This window comes from Lentilactobacillus senioris (genome assembly GCF_026798195.1).
In the GTDB taxonomy this organism is placed as follows: Bacteria; Bacillota; Bacilli; order Lactobacillales; family Lactobacillaceae; genus Lentilactobacillus; species Lentilactobacillus senioris_A.
The window spans coordinates 264,989-281,851 of sequence record NZ_JAPQEZ010000002.1 but is presented as its reverse complement, the minus strand read 5'-3'; the positions used below and the strand labels follow the sequence as shown (position 1 = coordinate 281,851).

Below are 16,863 nucleotides of genomic sequence, written 5' to 3'. Positions count from 1 at the left end.
TTTAAATTAAATAATAACTGCTTTTTCAACAATATCGATCAAACGGAAACGCTTTGTTGCAGACAAAGGACGAGTTTCCATGATTCGAACGATATCGCCAACCTTTGCTTCGTTGTTTTCATCATGAGCGGTGTACTTCTTTGAGTACTTAACACGCTTGCCATATGTTGGATGGTTTTTGTAAGTTTCAACAACGACGGTGATGGTCTTGTTGTTCTTATCAGAAACAACGCGTCCTTGATATACCTTTCGCTGGTTACGTTCTTCAGCCATTAATCATACCTCCTATCGTATTCTATTTGCTTAGTTCTTGTTGACGAAGAGCTGTCTTGATACGAGCAATGTTCTTACGAACTTGCTTAAGACGAGCAGTGTTTTCCAATTGACCAGTGGCTAGTTGGAAACGAAGATTGAACAATTCGTCTTTGTAATCTTTCTCTTTTTCAAGCATCTGAGCAGTGGTTAATTCATTAATTTCTTTAGCCTTCATTTGATTCGCCACCTACTTCCTCACGTTTTATGATCTTAGTGCGAACGGGAAGTTTCATTGCGGCAAGGCGCAAAGCTTCACGAGCAGTTGCTTCATCAACGCCGGCAACTTCAAACATTACCTTTTGGCGTTTTACAGGAGCTACCCATCCAGCAGGAGTACCTTTACCATTACCCATTCGGACACCGACACCTTTTTCAGTATATGACTTGTGAGGGAAAATCTTAATCCAAACTTTCCCACCACGCTTCATGTGACGGGTCATCGCAATACGAGCAGCTTCGATTTGACGGTTTGAGATCCAATGTGAATCAAGAGCTTGTAAACCGAATTCACCGAATGCTACCGTCTTACCGCCTTTAGCTTCGCCACGCATGTGGCCACGGTGCTCACGACGGAACTTAACACGCTTTGGTACTAACATGTTTATTCCCCTCCTTTTTCAGCTTTTTGACTATTTGGCTTATCTGGAAGGATTTCACCACGGTAGATCCAAGTTTTGACACCAATGGCACCGTAAGTAGTAAATGCTTGTTCCCATGCATAATCAATATCTGCACGCAAAGTATGCAATGGAACAGTTCCTTCTGAATAAGATTCAACACGTGCCATGTCGGCACCATTCAAACGACCAGCAACTTGAGTACGGATACCAAGGGCACCAGAACGCATAGTCCGTTGAATAGCTTGACGCATAGCCCGACGGAATGCAACACGGCCTTCCAATTGACGAGCAATACTTTCACCAACTAATTTAGCATCCAAATCAGGTTTCTTGATTTCGATGATGTTGATGTGAACACGTTTACCGGTAAGGTTGTTAAGTTCCTTACGTAGGTTTTCAACTTCAGAACCACCCTTACCGATAACCATACCTGGTTTAGCGGTGTGGATAGAAATGTTAACGCGGTTTGCGGCACGTTCGATTTCAATGGTTGAAACTGAAGCACTTGCAAGACGCTTTTCGATGTATTTACGAATTTGTAAATCTTCACGCAAGTAGTTAGCATAATCTTTTTCAGCATACCACTTAGCTTGCCAGTCACGAATAATCCCTACTCGTAAACCGTTAGGATTGATTGTCTTAGCCACGCTTTATCCCTCCTTTTTTTCAGACACAACGATAGTGATGTGACTTGTTCTTTTGTTGATTGGTGATGCAGATCCTTTAGCTCTTGGGCGGAAACGCTTCAAAGTAGGACCTTCATTCACGATTGCTTTACTAATGTAAAGATCTTGACTATCTAAGTCAAAGTTGTTTTCTGCATTTGCAACTGCTGAGTTAAGAACTTTAGCAACTACTGGAGATGCACCACGTGGGGTGAACTTCAAGATTGCTAAGGCTTCAGCAACACTTTTACCTCTAACTAGGTCAACCACAAGGCGGACCTTACGTGCTGCAATTCGAACAGTTTTGGCAGTTGCCGTTGCTGATGTGATTTGTTCAGCCATTGTTATCCTCCTTGCTATTAACGAGTTTTTTTGTCGTCGCCACCATGACCGTGGAAAGTACGAGTTGGAACAAATTCACCCAACTTGTGGCCTACCATGTCTTCTTGCACGTAAACTGGTACATGCTTCCGACCATCATAAACAGCGAATGTGTAGCCGATAAAACTAGGGAAAATCGTTGAACGACGTGACCAAGTTTTGATGACAGCTTTCTTTTCTACATCTTTTTGGGCATCAACCTTTTTGAGTAAGTACTCATCGGCGAAAGGTCCCTTTTTCAAACTACGACCCATGTTGAAACCTCCTCTACTAAATCTTTTTGTTTAGTTTAAATTACATCTTCGAGCCTTTACGACGACGAACGATAAACTTATCAGACTTAGCTCTCTTAGAACGAGTCTTCTTACCAACCGTCTTCTTACCCCATGGTGATAATGGTGATGGACGTCCGACAGGAGCTTTACCTTCACCACCACCATGTGGATGGTCGTTAGGGTTCATTACAGAACCACGAACGTGTGGGCGTTGACCTTTGTAACGGTTACGACCAGCTTTACCAACGTTAACTAATTCGTGTTCTTCGTTACCAACTGCACCGATTGTGGCACGGTTAACTGCAAGGACCATCCGAACTTCACCAGAAGTCAAACGAACCAAAGCATATTTACCGTCACGACCAAGTAATTGAGCAGAAGCACCAGCAGAACGAGCCAATTGGCCACCCTTACCAGGTTTCAATTCAATGTTATGGATAACTGAACCAACAGGAATGTTAGTAAGTGGTAATGCGTTACCAACTTTGATATCAGCATCTGGACCAGATTCGATCTTATCGCCAACCTTTAAGCCCTTAGGAGCCAAAATGTAAGCTTTAATACCATCCTCATAGTATACCAATGCAATATTTGCAGTCCGGTTTGGATCGTATTCGATTGCCTTAACAGTTGCAGGCACGTTATCTTTGTTACGCTTGAAATCGATGACACGGTACAAGTTCTTGTTACCGCCGCCACGATGACGAACAGTCATATGACCGTAGTTGTTACGACCAGCAGTCTTGTTCTTTGATTCAAGCAATGATTTTTCAGGCTTTGACTTAGTGATTTCACTGTAGTCAAGGCTTGTCATATTACGTCGACCGTTGCTGGTTGGCTTATATGTTTTAATCGCCACGATGTTTCCCTCCTATATAAAAGATATTAATTAATTATTCTTGACCGAATAATTGAATTTCATTTGAGTCAGCAGATAAAGTTACGATTGCCTTACGACGTTTCTTAGTGTAACCAGAGTAACGACCTTGGCGCTTTAACTTACCGCGAACATTCATGATGTTAACTTTAACAACTTGAACATCAAAGATGTCTTCGATTGCTTTTTTAACTTGAGTTTTAGTTGCTCGTAAATCCACGTCAAAGGTGTAACGCTTGTCGTCCATCTTAGAAGTTGATTCTTCAGTAACTACTGGGCGCAAAATAATATCACGTGATTCCATTATGCGAGCACCTCCTCTACTTGAGAAAGAGCAGTCTTAGTCATTACGACCTTGTCGTAGTTAGCAACATCTAAAACGTTAACTTCCTTAGCGTCGATAACCTTAACATTTTCAAGGTTACGAGCTGAACGAATAGCGTTTTCGTTGTCGTTTTCCAAGACTACCAAAGTTTTTGTATCAGCATTTAAAGTGTTTAGCATGTTAGCAAATTCTTTAGTCTTTGGTGCTTCAAAGGCAAGAGAATCAATCATAACAAGCTTGTCATCAGCTACCTTAGCGGAAAGAACTGACTTCATTGCAAGTCTAGTTACCTTGCGAGGTAAATGATAAGCGTATGAACGAGGTGTAGGACCAAATACGACACCACCACCACGCCATTGTGGGGAACGAATAGAACCTTGGCGAGCACGGCCAGTTCCCTTTTGACGCCATGGCTTCTTACCACCACCACGAACAGCAGAACGGTTCTTAACGGCGTGGGTACCTTGACGCATTGATGCCCGTTGCATCAAAATGGTATCAAAAACAACGTGTTCGTTTGGTTCGATACCAAAGATTTCGTCATTCAAAGCAATAGTGCCGTTTTGACTACCATCTTGTTTGTATAATGCTACATCAGTCATTTATCATTTCCTCCTTTCTATTTCTTTGAGCCGCGAGCGGCAGTTTTAATTGTAACAAATGATTTGTTAGCACCTGGAACGTTACCTTTAACAAGGATTACGTTGTTTTCAACATCAGTGCTAACAACTTCTAAGTTTTGAATAGTAACAGTCTTGTTACCCATTCGACCTGGTAATTTCATTCCTGGAACAACCCGGTTAATAATAACACCAAGTGAACCTGGACGACGGTGATAACGAGAACCATGAGTTTCAGGTCCACGACGTTGACCGTCTTTATGGATGTTACCTTGGTAACCATGACCCTTTGTAGTACCAGTTACGTCAACAACGTCACCTGGTTCAAAGATGTCAACCTTAACTTCATCACCTGCACTGTAATCGCTAAGCTCAACATCTTTGATTTCTTTAATGAAGCGCTTAGGATTAGTGTTAGCTTTCTTTGCGTGGCCATCTGCCGGTTTGTTACTTAATACTGCACGCTTGTCATCAAAGCCAAGTTGAACAGATTCGTAACCGTCAGTTTCGTTAGTCTTAACTTGCATAACAACGTTAGGAGTTACTTCGATAACAGTAACTGGAACTAATTCGCCGTTGTCAGTAAAGACTTGCGTCATACCAACCTTTTTTCCTAAGATTCCTTTTTTGGTCATGAGTACACCTCCGATATAAATGTATTTTTATAGTTTGATTTCGATATCCACACCACTAGGAAGATCCAATTTCATTAATGAATCAACAGTTTTTGGCGTTGGGTTCAAAATATCAATTAACCGCTTGTGGGTTAAAATTTCAAATTGTTCACGCGCATCCTTGTATTTATGTGGTGAACTTAAAACAGTATAGATTGTACGTTCAGTTGGCAATGGAATTGGGCCAGAAATAGTAGCACCAGTCCGTTGTGCTGTAGCAACAATCTTGTCTGCTGATTGGTCTAAGATACGATGTTCGTATGCCTTCAACCGAATCCGAATTTTTTGTTTTGCCATTGTGTTCCCTCCTTCGTCTATTTTGAAAATAGGACTAACTCCGTGAAAATTACCGCCGCACCCATGGCAAAGCATCCGGGTGTGTCGCAACCTTTCACATCAAAGCTAATACATACTTATTTAGAGCCTAAATGCCCCTTAAACACAAGTACTAGATCATTCTACATGAAACCCAGGCTGGACGCAAGGTCTAGCACGCAAGTTTTCTCTTTTTCTTCAAATTGTAATATAACGTAGATTTGTAATCTTTGTAGATTTTTTTTAAATACAAAAAAATAGGAGTTAAGGTCTCAAAGACCTTAACTCCTATTTCACTTAGAGTCAAGCAAAAGCTAAACTCAGTTTAATTGAAATTATGAATTAACCAGCGTTACCGCCATTTTTTTCAATAATTTCTTTTTGAATGCTCTTAGGCACTGCTTCGTAGTGATCAAAAGTCATAGTGAAAGTACCACGGCCTTGTGATGCAGAACGAAGAGTAGTTGCGTAACCAAACATTTCTGACAATGGAACGAATGAATGGATAACCTTAGCACCGGCACGATCTTCCATACCGTCAAGACGGCCACGACGTGCGGTAACTTGGCCCATGATATCACCCATGTATTCTTCAGGAACACTGATATCAACCTTCATAATTGGTTCCAAGATAACAGAATCAGCGGTCTTAGCAGCATTTCTCAATGCCATTGAAGCAGCCACTTTAAAGGCAGCTTCACTAGAATCGACTTCATGGTAACTACCATCGTATAACTTAGCTTTCAAGTCAACCATTGGGTAACCGGCAAGAACACCGTTTTCCATAGCTTCCTTCAAACCTTGTTCAACTGAAGGGATGTATTCACGAGGAACAACCCCACCAACGATAGCATCTTCGAATTCGAAACCTTTACCTTCTTCGTTTGGTTCAAATTCAATCCAAACGTCACCGTATTGACCTTTACCACCAGACTGACGAACAAACTTACCTTGTGCGGAAGTCTTCTTAGTAAATGCTTCACGGTATGAAACTTGAGGAGCACCGATGTTGGCTTCAACGTTAAATTCACGCTTCATCCGGTCGATGATGATATCAAGTTGTAATTCACCCATTCCGGCGATTAAAGTTTCACCAGTTTCATGGTTAGTTTCAGCTCTAAATGAAGGATCTTCTTCAGCAAGCTTTTGAATAGCAACATCCATCTTATCACGGTCAGCCTTTGATTTTGGTTCAACGGCAACTTGGATAACTGGATCAGGAATTTCCATTGATTCAAGGTGTAATGGATGATCTGGATCAGTCAAAGAATCACCAGTAGTAGTGTTCTTCAAACCAATAGCAGCAGCAATATCACCAGAAAATACTTCAGGAATTTCGTTACGTTGGTTAGAATGCATTTGAACCAAACGACCGATACGTTCACGCTTGTCCTTAGTAGAGTTAAGTACGTAAGAACCAGATTCCAAAGTACCAGTGTAAACACGGATAAATGTCAAACGACCAACGAATGGATCAGTGATGATCTTAAATGCCAAGGCAGCAAATGGTGCGTTGTCATCAGCTTTAAGTTCAACTTCTTCACCAGTTTCAGGGTCAGTAGCGTTGTATGGCTTAACATCAAGTGGTGATGGTAAGTAGTCAACAACGGCATCTAACATCATTTGAACACCCTTGTTCTTGAAGGCAGAACCAGCAAGTACTGGGAATAATTCAAGTGATAAAGTACCTTTACGGATAGCTGCTTTAATTTCTGGAACAGAAATTTCTTCACCTTCCAAGTACTTTTCCATGATGTCTTCGTCGATATCAGCTAATTTTTCAATCATTTGATCACGACGTTTTTGGGCTTCTTCTTTGTATTCATCAGGAATATCAACAGTATCCCATTCAGTTCCGAGTTCGTCTTCGTCGTAAAGATCGGCTTTCATTTCAACCAAGTCGATAACCCCTTCGAAGTCATCTTCAGCACCGATAGGCATTTGAATTGCTAAAGCATTAGCGTTCAAACGTTCGCCGATTGAATCAACTGAGAAGTCAAAGTTAGCGCCCATCTTATCCATCTTGTTAGCAAAGACGATACGAGGAACACTATATTCAGAAGCTTGACGCCAAACAGTTTCGGTTTGTGGTTCAACACCGGCTTGAGCATCAAGAACGGTTACGGCACCATCAAGAACCCGCAATGAACGTTCAACTTCCATAGTGAAGTCCACGTGACCTGGGGTATCGATGATGTTAACCCGGTAACCTTTCCATTGAGCAGTGGTAGCTGCTGATTGGATAGTGATACCACGTTCTTGTTCTTGTTCCATCCAGTCCATTTGTGAAGCACCATCATGGGTTTCACCAATTTTGTGAATCTTACCAGTATAGTACAAGATACGTTCAGTAGTAGTAGTTTTACCGGCATCGATATGGGCCATGATACCAATGTTACGAGTTTTTTCTAGGGGAAATTCTCGTTTGTTAGCCATTAAATTGTTACTCCTCTCGATTTAAAATCAGAAATAAAGTCGGCTAGACGGCCGACTTTAAAATAAATATTACCAACGGTAGTGAGCGAATGCTCGGTTGGCTTCAGCCATTTTATGAGTATCTTCGCGTTTCTTAACAGCTGCACCAGTGTTGTTGGCTGCATCCATAATTTCACGTGCAAGACGTTCGTTCATAGTGTGTTCACCACGTGAACGAGCGTATTGAACGATCCAACGAAGACCAAGAGTTGATCGACGATCTGGACGAACTTCGATCGGAACTTGATAGTTAGAACCACCAACACGGCGAGCTTTAACTTCAAGAACTGGCATAACGTTCTTCATTGCTTCATCAAATACTTCAACTGGATCGTTACCAGTTTCTTCTTTGATAAGGTCAAAAGCATCGTATAAGATTGTTGAAGCAGTACCACGCTTACCATCAAGCATTAAGTGGTTGATCAAGCGGGTAACCATTTTTGAGTTGTAAATTGGATCAGGAAGTACTTCCCGTTTTTGGACGTTTCCTTTTCTAGGCATATCGTCATCCTCCTATATTTAAATATTTAAATTAAGCTGTATGTTAGTCCTTAGGTTTCTTAGTACCGTATTTAGAACGACTTTGACGACGATCAGTAACACCGGCAGTATCAAGAGCACCACGGATAACGTGATAACGAACCCCAGGTAAATCCTTTACACGGCCCCCACGGATCAAAACAACACTATGTTCTTGCAAGTTATGGCCAATACCAGGGATATAAGCAGTAACTTCGATCAAGTTAGAAAGACGAACACGAGCGTATTTCCGCAAAGCAGAGTTAGGCTTCTTTGGTGTCATAGTTCCAACACGGGTAGCAACGCCTCGTTTTTGAGGAGCTGGGTTGTCAGTTAACTTTTTCTTGTAACTGTTGTAACCGTAGTTCAAAGCAGGAGCATTTGATTTAGTAGTTCTTGATTTACGTCCTTTACGGACCAATTGATTAATTGTAGGCATCTAAAAGTTCTCCTTTCATTTTTCCATTGTAAGTCCACACATCCAGGTGGTTCTTTTTTGGGTAAAAAAGAATCGGCACCTGCACACACTTTTTGACCGAACAGTCAGCATGTCTGATCGTTTCAGAAACCTGTCGCAAAAAGCACCTTCATTAATTTATCATTGCTGACTCAAAATGTCAATCCTTCAAAGACTTTTTCAGCTACTTTCGTATCTTAGTTTGGAGGTGAAAAAATGATAATTAATTTTAGTTTAGGAGCATGCTGGGCTTCCTTTTTCAACTTAGTCATTCAACGACAACTACGTCATGAATCCATTATTTTTCCTGCTTCTCATTGTGATAGTTGCAATCACCACTTAGCTTGGTACGACCTGATCCCCATCATCAGTTTTATTGGACTATGGGGTCATTGCCGTTATTGCCACACCAAAATTGCAAAAATAACTTTACAAACTGAACTACTTTTGGGGCTAGTTTTTATTATGGTTTTACCTAATTGTCCCTCGATTGCTAAAACTTTAATCTTAATTTTGTTCGCATATTTAGTTACCTGGGATTACCATACTCAAACTATTCCCAGTTGGCCCCTTCTCGCATGGCTAGGAATTATCATATTAATATTTCCCTGGAGTTTTAATTATTTAAAGTTGTTTCCTATTTATTTAACGGTAATTATTATTAATCACTTCAGTACCTTCATTGGTACTGGGGATATCGATATTTTATTTTTACTTTGGTTAACTAATGGTCTTCTTTTTACTGTCTGGGTTTTATTTTTAGCCTGTATCTTAGCAATAAGCTACCTATTGTTACGGCCTCACCTTTATTTCCATCATCGAATTGCCTTTTTACCCTTTTTATTTGGTGGATATGCCCTTACTACGCAATTCGCACCTCAATTATTAACCTTTACAATTCCATAAAAAAACAGGATGCGATTGGCATCCTGTTTTAGTTAAAACTAGTTATTTTCTTGAGCTTCAGCCTTCATACGTTCTTCCAATTCACTGATTGAAAGGACACCGTCAGTAGTAGAACCACCAACTTCTTCTGGCTTAATGCCACGGTAGTCGCCCATACCAGTACCGGCTGGAATCAACTTACCAATGATAACATTTTCTTTCAAACCGACTAACGGATCGTTCTTGCCACGAATTGCAGCATCAGTAAGAACCCGAGTAGTTTCCTGGAATGAAGCGGCTGACAAGAAACTGTTAGTTTCAAGTGCGGCCTTAGTAATACCAAGCAAGACTGGCCGAGCTGTCGCTGGAATTCCACCAGAAACAACAGTATCCGCATTGCTTTCTTTAAAGTCGTTAATATCCATCAAGGTTCCTGGAAGTACATCTGTATCTCCAGAATCCATGATTCGAACTTTCCGAAGCATTTGGCGAATCATAATTTCCACATGCTTATCAGAAACTTCCACCCCTTGCATACGGTAAACTTTTTGTACTTCATGCAATAGGTAGTTTTCAGTAGAAAGAACGTCACGAACCTTAAGCATTTCCTTAGGATCAACAGAACCATCATTCAACGCAGAACCACGGTGAATAAAGTCACCTTCGGCTACCTTCATCCGAGCAGCAATCGGAACAGTGTAAGTCCGAGTATCAGCTTCACCTTTGATGGTAACTTCTTTAGTTCTTTCGGCTGGATTTTCTTCGATGGATTCAACTGTACCAGTAACTTCAGTGATTTCCGCTTTACCTTTAGGGTTTCTAGCTTCAAAAATTTCTTGAACCCGGGGAAGCCCTTGGGTGATATCGGCGTTACCGGCAACCCCACCAGTATGGAAGTTACGCATGGTTAACTGAGTACCAGGTTCACCGATTGATTGAGCGGCAACGGTACCAACAGCTTCACCAACTTCAACTTCGTCACCGGTAGCCATGTTACGACCATAACATTTCTCACAAACACCGTGAACAGTGTTACAAGTAAATGCAGAACGGATAGTAACTTGTTCAACACCAGCAGCGTCAATCTTGTCAGCATCGTCTTCGTCGATCATAGTATTAGCAGCAACAATCACTTCACCCGTTTGAGGATCAAAGACGGTCTTCAAAGCATAACGGCCAACAATTCGATCATACAATGGTTCGATCATTTCGTTACCTTCAGTAATTGCACTGATAGTCAATCCACGATCGGTCCCACAGTCTTTTTCACGAACAATAACATCTTGAGCCACATCAACCAAACGACGAGTCAAGTAACCAGAGTTGGCAGTCTTCAAGGCCGTATCAGTCATACCTTTACGAGCCCCATGAGTAGAAATAAACATTTCCAACACTGAAAGACCTTCACGGAAGTTTGAAGTGATAGGCAATTCCATAATTTCACCGTTAGGAGCAGCCATCAAACCACGCATACCAGCAAGCTGAGTAAAGTTTGAGATGTTCCCACGAGCACCAGAATCACTCATCATAAAAATAGGATTTTGTTGTTCGAAACTTTCCATCAATCGTTCTTGAATTTCGTCTTTGGCATCATTCCAGATCCCAATTACTCGTTCATAACGTTCTTGATCAGTGATCAATCCACGACGGAATTGTTTAGTAACCATATCAACTTTCTTTCTAGCATCTGAAATGATTTCAGGTTTATCAGAAAGTTCAGTGATATCGGCGATCCCAACCGTCAAACCAGACTTAGTAGAATCATCGTAACCTAGATCCTTCATTCTATCCAAGAGTAATGAAGTTTCGGTTACTTTGTATTGCTTGTAAACTTCAGCGATGATGTCACTTAAGAAACCTTTCTTAAATGGCAAAATCAATTCAGCATTAGCAAGATGATCATGAATATTTTCACCAGCTGCCAAGAAATACTTATCTGGCACATAACCATTTAAGTTAGTGCTAGTTGGTTCATTCAAGTATGGGAAAACTTCTGGCAAGATCATGTTAAACAAAATCTTACCAACGGAAGTTACCATAATTTTATCGCTTTGTTCTTCAGTAAATGGTTTCTTAGGAAAAGCAGAAGTCCGAATTCCGACACGTGAATGCCAGTGAACTAAACCATTTCTAAAGGCCAAGTCAGCTTCCTTAGGTGAGTTAAAGATCATACCTTCACCCTCACGACCAGCCTCTTCCATAGTCAGGTAGTAGTTACCAATAACCATATCTTGAGAAGGAGCCACAACTGGTTTTCCGTCTTTTGGAGCCAAAATGTGTCCAGCGGCTAACATAAGCAACCGTGATTCAGCTTGTGCTTCATCAGAAAGCGGAACGTGGATGGCCATTTGATCCCCATCGAAATCGGCATTGTAAGCTTCACATACCAATGGATGAAGACGCATAGCTTTACCACTAACCAAAACAGGTTCGAAAGCTTGAATCCCAAGTCTATGCAAGGTAGGGGCCCGGTTAAGTAGTACTGGGTGTTCCTTGATAACATCTTCTAAAACAGCGAAGATATCGTCATCCTGGCGTTCAATCTTACGTTTAGCGTTCTTAATGTTAGAAGCTAAGTCACGAGCAACCAATTCTTTCATGATGAATGGTTTGAAGAGTTCCATAGCCATTGGCACAGGAAGGCCCATTTGATTCATCTTCAAGTTAGGTCCTACATCGATAACGGAACGGCCAGAGTAGTCAACCCGCTTACCAAGTAAGTTTTGCCGGAAACGACCTTGCTTCCCCTTCAACATGTGTGAAAGAGATTTAAGTGGACGGTTACCAGGACCTGCAACCGGACGGCCACGACGACCGTTATCAATCAAGGCATCAACGGCTTCTTGAAGCATCCGTTTTTCGTTTTGAACGATAATTCCAGGAGCATTTAAGTCCAATAATCTCTTCAAACGATTGTTACGGTTAATAACTCGACGATATAAATCGTTCAAATCAGAAGTAGCAAAACGGCCACCTTCAAGTTGAACCATTGGTCGTAAGTCAGGTGGAATAACTGGAATAGTATCCATTACCATCCAAGAAAGTTCGTTACCTGAGTTAACGAAGGCTTCCAAAATGTCCAGACGACGAACGGCACGAGTCCGTTTTTGACCAGTAGCATTTTTAAGTTCTTCTTTTAATTCAACGACTTCTTTTTCTGAATCCACGTTGTCTAACAACGTCTTAATGGCTTCTGCCCCGATTTGAGCTTCAAATCGGCTACCATATTCTTGTTTCTTATCACGGTATTCACGTTCAGAAAGTAATTGCTTGTTTTCCATTGGTGTATTACCGGAATCAGTAACAACGTAGGAAGCAAAGTAAATAATTTCTTCAAGGGCCCGAGGGCTCATGTCAAGAACCAAGCCCATTCGACTTGGGATTCCTTTGAAGTACCAGATGTGAGTTACTGGAGCAGCTAATTCAATATGACCCATTCGTTCACGACGAACTTTAGAACGAGTAACTTCAACCCCACAACGGTCACAAACGATTCCTTTGTATCGAATTCGTTTGTACTTACCACAGGCACATTCCCAATCCTTTGTAGGACCAAAGATCCGCTCATCAAAGAGGCCATCTTTTTCTGGTTTTAATGTTCGGTAGTTGATAGTTTCTGGTTTTTTAACTTCACCGTATGACCAACTACGAATTTTATCGGGAGATGCAAGACCAATTTGCATGCTCTCAAATTTATTAACATCGACCACTAATTCAACCTCCCTTGGTTAATCGTTATTGCTAGTATTGGTTGATTCCGTCTCATTTACACTATTATCAGCTGGTGTTTGTACCGGTTGATCAGCTTCTGCTTTCTTTTCAGCAGCTTCGCTAATAGCGTTAACGTTAATTACGTCATCATCATCTTCATCAAGATCACGTAATTCAATTTCGTTATTACCGTTATCTAGAACCTTCATATCCAATCCTAGGGCTTGTAATTCCTTAACTAAAACTCGGAATGATTCAGGCACACCAGGCTTTGGAATTGGTTCGCCCTTAACGATGGCTTCGTAAGTCTTAACCCGACCTACCACATCATCTGACTTGTAAGTCAAGATTTCTTGCAAGGTGTAGGCAGCCCCATAAGCTTCAAGGGCCCAAACTTCCATTTCACCAAAACGCTGGCCACCAAATTGAGCTTTACCACCAAGTGGTTGTTGAGTAACTAATGAGTATGGTCCAATTGAACGAGCATGGATCTTATCGTCAACCATGTGGGCCAACTTCATGTAGTGCATAACCCCAACGGCAATTCGCTTATCAAATGGTTCACCAGTTCGACCATCATAAAGAACGGTCTTACCATCGTCAGCCATTCCGGCTTCTTTAACTGCAGCCCAGATATCTTCATCTTGAGCCCCATCGAAAACTGGAGTAGCAATGTGAATTCCCAATTTACGAGCAGCCATTCCCAAATGAATTTCCAAAACTTGTCCGATATTCATACGAGAAGGCACACCCATGGGACTCAACATAATGTCGATTGGAGTTCCATCTGGCAAGTATGGCATGTCTTCTTGAGGGATAACAACGGAAACGGTCCCTTTGTTACCATGACGACCGGCCATCTTATCACCAACTTGTAGCTTACGCTTTTGAGCGATGTAAACTCGAACCATCTTGTTAACCCCTGGAGAAAGTTCATCACCATTTTCACGGGTAAAGACCTTAACGTCTTGAACAATCCCGCCGCCTCCATGAGGAACCTTAAGGGAAGTATCCCGAACTTCACGAGATTTTTCACCAAAGATAGCGTGAAGAAGACGTTCTTCTGCAGATAATTCAGTAACCCCTTTTGGTGTTACCTTACCTACTAGGATGTCACCATCATGAACTTCAGCACCTACTCGGATAGTTCCGGTTTCGTCCAAGTTCTTAAGGGCTTCTTCACCAACGTTAGGAATTTCGCGAGTCATTTCTTCAGGTCCTAATTTGGTGTCCCGAGTTTCTGATTCATATTCTTCAATATGAATAGAAGTGTAGACATCGTCTCTAACCAAACGTTCGTTAATACCAATGGCATCTTCGAAGTTATAACCTTGCCAAGTCATGAAGGCAACCACTGGGTTTTGACCCAAGGCTAATTCTCCGCCTTCCATTGATGGACCATCGGCTAAAATTTCGTCATTTTCAACTCGATCGCCAACCTTAACGATTGGACGTTGGTTGTAGTTTTTACCACCGTTTGAACGACGGAATTTCATTAGTTTGTAAGTGTCTAACGCACCATCATCACGACGAACTCGAACTTCACGAGCATCAACGTATTCAACGGTACCATCATGACGACAAATCAAAGCAACCCCGGAATCGTGCGCAGCTTTATATTCAATACCAGTACCAATTAATGGAGCATGAGGATCAAGCAATGGAACAGCCTGACGTTGCATGTTAGCCCCCATCAAAGCCCGGTTAGAGTCATCGTTTTCCAAGAAAGGAATACATGCAGTGGCAACGGCAACTACTTGCTTAGGAGAAACGTCCATGTAGTCAACGTTATCAATGCTAGTTTCAATGTTATTAGATTGAGCACGGGCCATAACTACGTCATTAACGAATGAACCATCATCGTTTAATGGAGAGTTGGCCTGGGCAATAACAAAGTTATCTTCTTCGTCGGCAGTTAAGTAGTCGATTCGGTCAGTAACTTTATGAGTAGTCCAATCAACACGCCGGTATGGAGTTTCAATGAAACCATAACGGTTAACCCGAGCATAACTGGAAAGACTGTTAATCAAACCGATGTTAGGTCCTTCAGGAGTTTCGATAGGACACATCCGGCCATAGTGGGTATAGTGAACGTCTCGGACTTCATATCCGGCCCGGTCACGAGTCAAACCACCAGGTCCTAAGGCAGATAAACGACGTTTGTGAGTTAATTCGCCCAATGGGTTAGTTTGGTCCATGAATTGAGACAATTGTGATGAACCAAAGAATTCTTTTACAGAAGCAACAACTGGTCGAATGTTAATCAATTGTTGTGGAGTTACAGTAGCGGTGTCTTGAATTGACATCCGTTCTCTAACTACCCGTTCCATTCTTGAAAGACCAATTCGGAATTGGTTTTGCAATAATTCACCAACAGAACGAATTCGACGGTTACCCAAGTGATCGATATCATCAACACTACCAATGCCTTCTTGTAAGTTAAAGAAGTAATTCATAGAAGCGATAATATCAGCAGGAGTAATGTGCTTGTAATCGATGTCGATATTATCGTTACCGATAACTGGCACTACCCGTTCAGGATCATTTTCAGATTGAACTTTAATAATTTGGACAGTCATTGGTTCAGTAACAACTGCTTCTTCAGAAGGGTTGAATGTGTATGCTTTGAAGTCTTTGTTGTCCAAGAATGGAGCCAATACCTTCATTGCATCCTTATCAATTACAGTCCCCTTTTGTAAAATAACTTCCCCAGTTTCTGGGTCAGCAAGAGTTTCTGCAAGAGTCAAACCAAGCAAACGAGTCTTTAGGCTTAACTTCTTGTTAGTCTTGTAACGACCAACTGGAGCCATGTCGTAACGCTTAGGATCAAAGAACCGAGCAGTCAATAGACTCCGAGATGAATCGGCAGTCTTAGGTTCACCTGGCCGCAAACGTTCGTAGATGTCCTTCAAGGATTCTTCAACTCGAGAGTCATCAGTGTCTTTATGAACGTCCTTGTCTAAAGTTAATTCCAAGCTGTCGTTAGTGCCCAAGATATCGATAATTTCTTGATCACTACCAAAACCTAATGCCCGAACTAATTCAGTCAATGGAATTTTACGAGTTCGATCAATTCGAACGTAAGAAATATTTTTAGCATCAGTTTCAAATTCTAACCAAGCACCCCGGTTAGGAATGATGGTAGTACCATAAGATACCCGACCATTTTTGTCGGTATCTTCATGGTAGTAAACCCCTGGTGAACGAACTAATTGAGAAACGATAACCCGTTCGGCACCGTTAATAATGAAAGTTCCTTGTTCAGTCATCAATGGGAAATCACCAAAGAAGACGTCTTGAGTCTTAATTTCACCAGTTTCATGGTTAGTAAGCTTCAACGTAATGTGTAATGGAGCAGAATAGTTAGCTTCGTGTTCACGAGCTTCTTCTACTGTATATTTAGGTTCAAGCAATTGGTAACCAACGAATTCTAAGGAAAGTTTTCCTTGGAAATCATCAATTGGCATAATACCTTCAAACGTTTCTTTTAAGCCTTCATCTAAAAACCAATTATAGGAATCAGATTGAATCTCGATCAAATTAGGTAGATCAAGGACTTCTTTAATTCGTGCATAACTTCGTCGGGTACGGTGTTTACCATATTTAACTAAGTGTCCTGCCAAATTTTTCACCTCTCCAAATTCTTGTCAGCTCGAAATGTTACAATTTGATTACAATTTGTCTTTTAGGCCTGTTTTACCGGTTTAATGGCAAAAAAAATCCAAAAACAAGCTCAACTTGCTTTTGGT

General features: G+C 41.4%; 16 protein-coding genes and 1 pseudogene. 1 reads left to right on the top strand and 16 read right to left on the bottom strand.

Annotated elements, in window-relative coordinates:
- Nucleotides 1–6: 6 nt before the first annotated feature.
- From rpsQ to rpsL, 14 genes are all read right to left on the bottom strand, one after another.
- The gene (rpsQ, locus tag OXT66_RS03610; protein WP_054671392.1) at nt 7–273 is read right to left on the bottom strand and encodes a 30S ribosomal protein S17; all 267 of its coding nucleotides are present in this window, start codon (nt 271–273) and stop codon (nt 7–9) included.
- Nucleotides 274–295: 22 nt separating this feature from the next.
- A complete protein-coding gene (rpmC, locus tag OXT66_RS03605; RefSeq protein ID WP_054671389.1) occupies nt 296–490 on the bottom strand; it encodes a 50S ribosomal protein L29 in 195 nt (64 codons plus the stop codon).
- Nucleotides 480–914 (bottom strand): 50S ribosomal protein L16, encoded by a 435-nt coding sequence (gene rplP, locus OXT66_RS03600; protein ID WP_268595769.1) that lies wholly within the window; start codon nt 912–914, stop codon nt 480–482. Before rplP ends, rpmC begins: the two co-directional genes overlap by 11 nt.
- A gap of 2 nt (nt 915–916) precedes the next feature.
- Complete coding sequence (gene rpsC, locus OXT66_RS03595; RefSeq protein ID WP_056978559.1) at nt 917–1,582, bottom strand: 30S ribosomal protein S3; 666 nt, start codon at nt 1,580–1,582, stop codon at nt 917–919.
- 3 nt (nt 1,583–1,585) lie between these two features.
- Nucleotides 1,586–1,942 carry a 50S ribosomal protein L22 gene (gene rplV / locus OXT66_RS03590; protein WP_056978561.1) on the bottom strand — a complete coding sequence of 119 codons (357 nt, stop codon included), beginning with the start codon at nt 1,940–1,942 and terminating at the stop codon, nt 1,586–1,588.
- 17 nt (nt 1,943–1,959) lie between these two features.
- Nucleotides 1,960–2,235, bottom strand: a complete 276-nt coding sequence (gene rpsS, locus OXT66_RS03585; RefSeq protein ID WP_054671375.1) for a 30S ribosomal protein S19 — start codon at nt 2,233–2,235, stop codon at nt 1,960–1,962.
- 40 nt (nt 2,236–2,275) lie between these two features.
- Entirely contained in the window at nt 2,276–3,115 is an 840-nt protein-coding gene (gene rplB, locus OXT66_RS03580; RefSeq protein WP_054671372.1) for a 50S ribosomal protein L2, read from the bottom strand.
- A gap of 34 nt (nt 3,116–3,149) precedes the next feature.
- On the bottom strand, nt 3,150–3,437 hold the full coding sequence (rplW, locus tag OXT66_RS03575) for a 50S ribosomal protein L23 (protein WP_054671369.1): 288 nt from the start codon (nt 3,435–3,437) through the stop codon (nt 3,150–3,152).
- The gene (rplD, locus tag OXT66_RS03570; RefSeq protein WP_268595763.1) at nt 3,437–4,060 is read right to left on the bottom strand and encodes a 50S ribosomal protein L4; all 624 of its coding nucleotides are present in this window, start codon (nt 4,058–4,060) and stop codon (nt 3,437–3,439) included. Before rplD ends, rplW begins: the two co-directional genes overlap by 1 nt.
- Nucleotides 4,061–4,077: 17 nt before the next feature.
- Nucleotides 4,078–4,713 (bottom strand): 50S ribosomal protein L3, encoded by a 636-nt coding sequence (rplC, locus tag OXT66_RS03565; RefSeq protein WP_268595761.1) that lies wholly within the window; start codon nt 4,711–4,713, stop codon nt 4,078–4,080.
- Between the two features lie 27 nt (nt 4,714–4,740).
- Nucleotides 4,741–5,049 carry a 30S ribosomal protein S10 gene (gene rpsJ, locus OXT66_RS03560; protein WP_054671360.1) on the bottom strand — a complete coding sequence of 103 codons (309 nt, stop codon included), beginning with the start codon at nt 5,047–5,049 and terminating at the stop codon, nt 4,741–4,743.
- A 360-nt stretch (nt 5,050–5,409) separates the two neighbouring features.
- Nucleotides 5,410–7,503, bottom strand: a complete 2,094-nt coding sequence (fusA, locus tag OXT66_RS03555) for an elongation factor G (RefSeq protein WP_268595759.1) — start codon at nt 7,501–7,503, stop codon at nt 5,410–5,412.
- Nucleotides 7,504–7,572: 69 nt separating this feature from the next.
- Entirely contained in the window at nt 7,573–8,043 is a 471-nt protein-coding gene (gene rpsG, locus OXT66_RS03550) for a 30S ribosomal protein S7 (protein WP_056978571.1), read from the bottom strand.
- Between the two features lie 43 nt (nt 8,044–8,086).
- Nucleotides 8,087–8,500, bottom strand: a complete 414-nt coding sequence (gene rpsL, locus OXT66_RS03545) for a 30S ribosomal protein S12 (protein WP_056978573.1) — start codon at nt 8,498–8,500, stop codon at nt 8,087–8,089.
- 234 nt (nt 8,501–8,734) lie between these two features.
- On the opposite strand from rpsL, the gene OXT66_RS03540 reads away from it, so the two are divergent.
- On the top strand, nt 8,735–9,424 hold the full coding sequence (locus tag OXT66_RS03540) for a prepilin peptidase (protein WP_268595755.1): 690 nt from the start codon (nt 8,735–8,737) through the stop codon (nt 9,422–9,424).
- A gap of 38 nt (nt 9,425–9,462) precedes the next feature.
- Here OXT66_RS03540 and rpoC read toward each other — a convergent pair whose 3' ends face one another.
- Together rpoC and OXT66_RS03530 are read right to left on the bottom strand one after the other, a co-directional pair.
- Entirely contained in the window at nt 9,463–13,113 is a 3,651-nt protein-coding gene (gene rpoC / locus OXT66_RS03535) for a DNA-directed RNA polymerase subunit beta' (RefSeq protein WP_268595753.1), read from the bottom strand.
- A gap of 95 nt (nt 13,114–13,208) precedes the next feature.
- Nucleotides 13,209–16,737 (bottom strand): annotated as a pseudogene (locus OXT66_RS03530) (DNA-directed RNA polymerase subunit beta); the annotation flags it as partial.
- Nucleotides 16,738–16,863 lie beyond the last annotated feature (126 nt).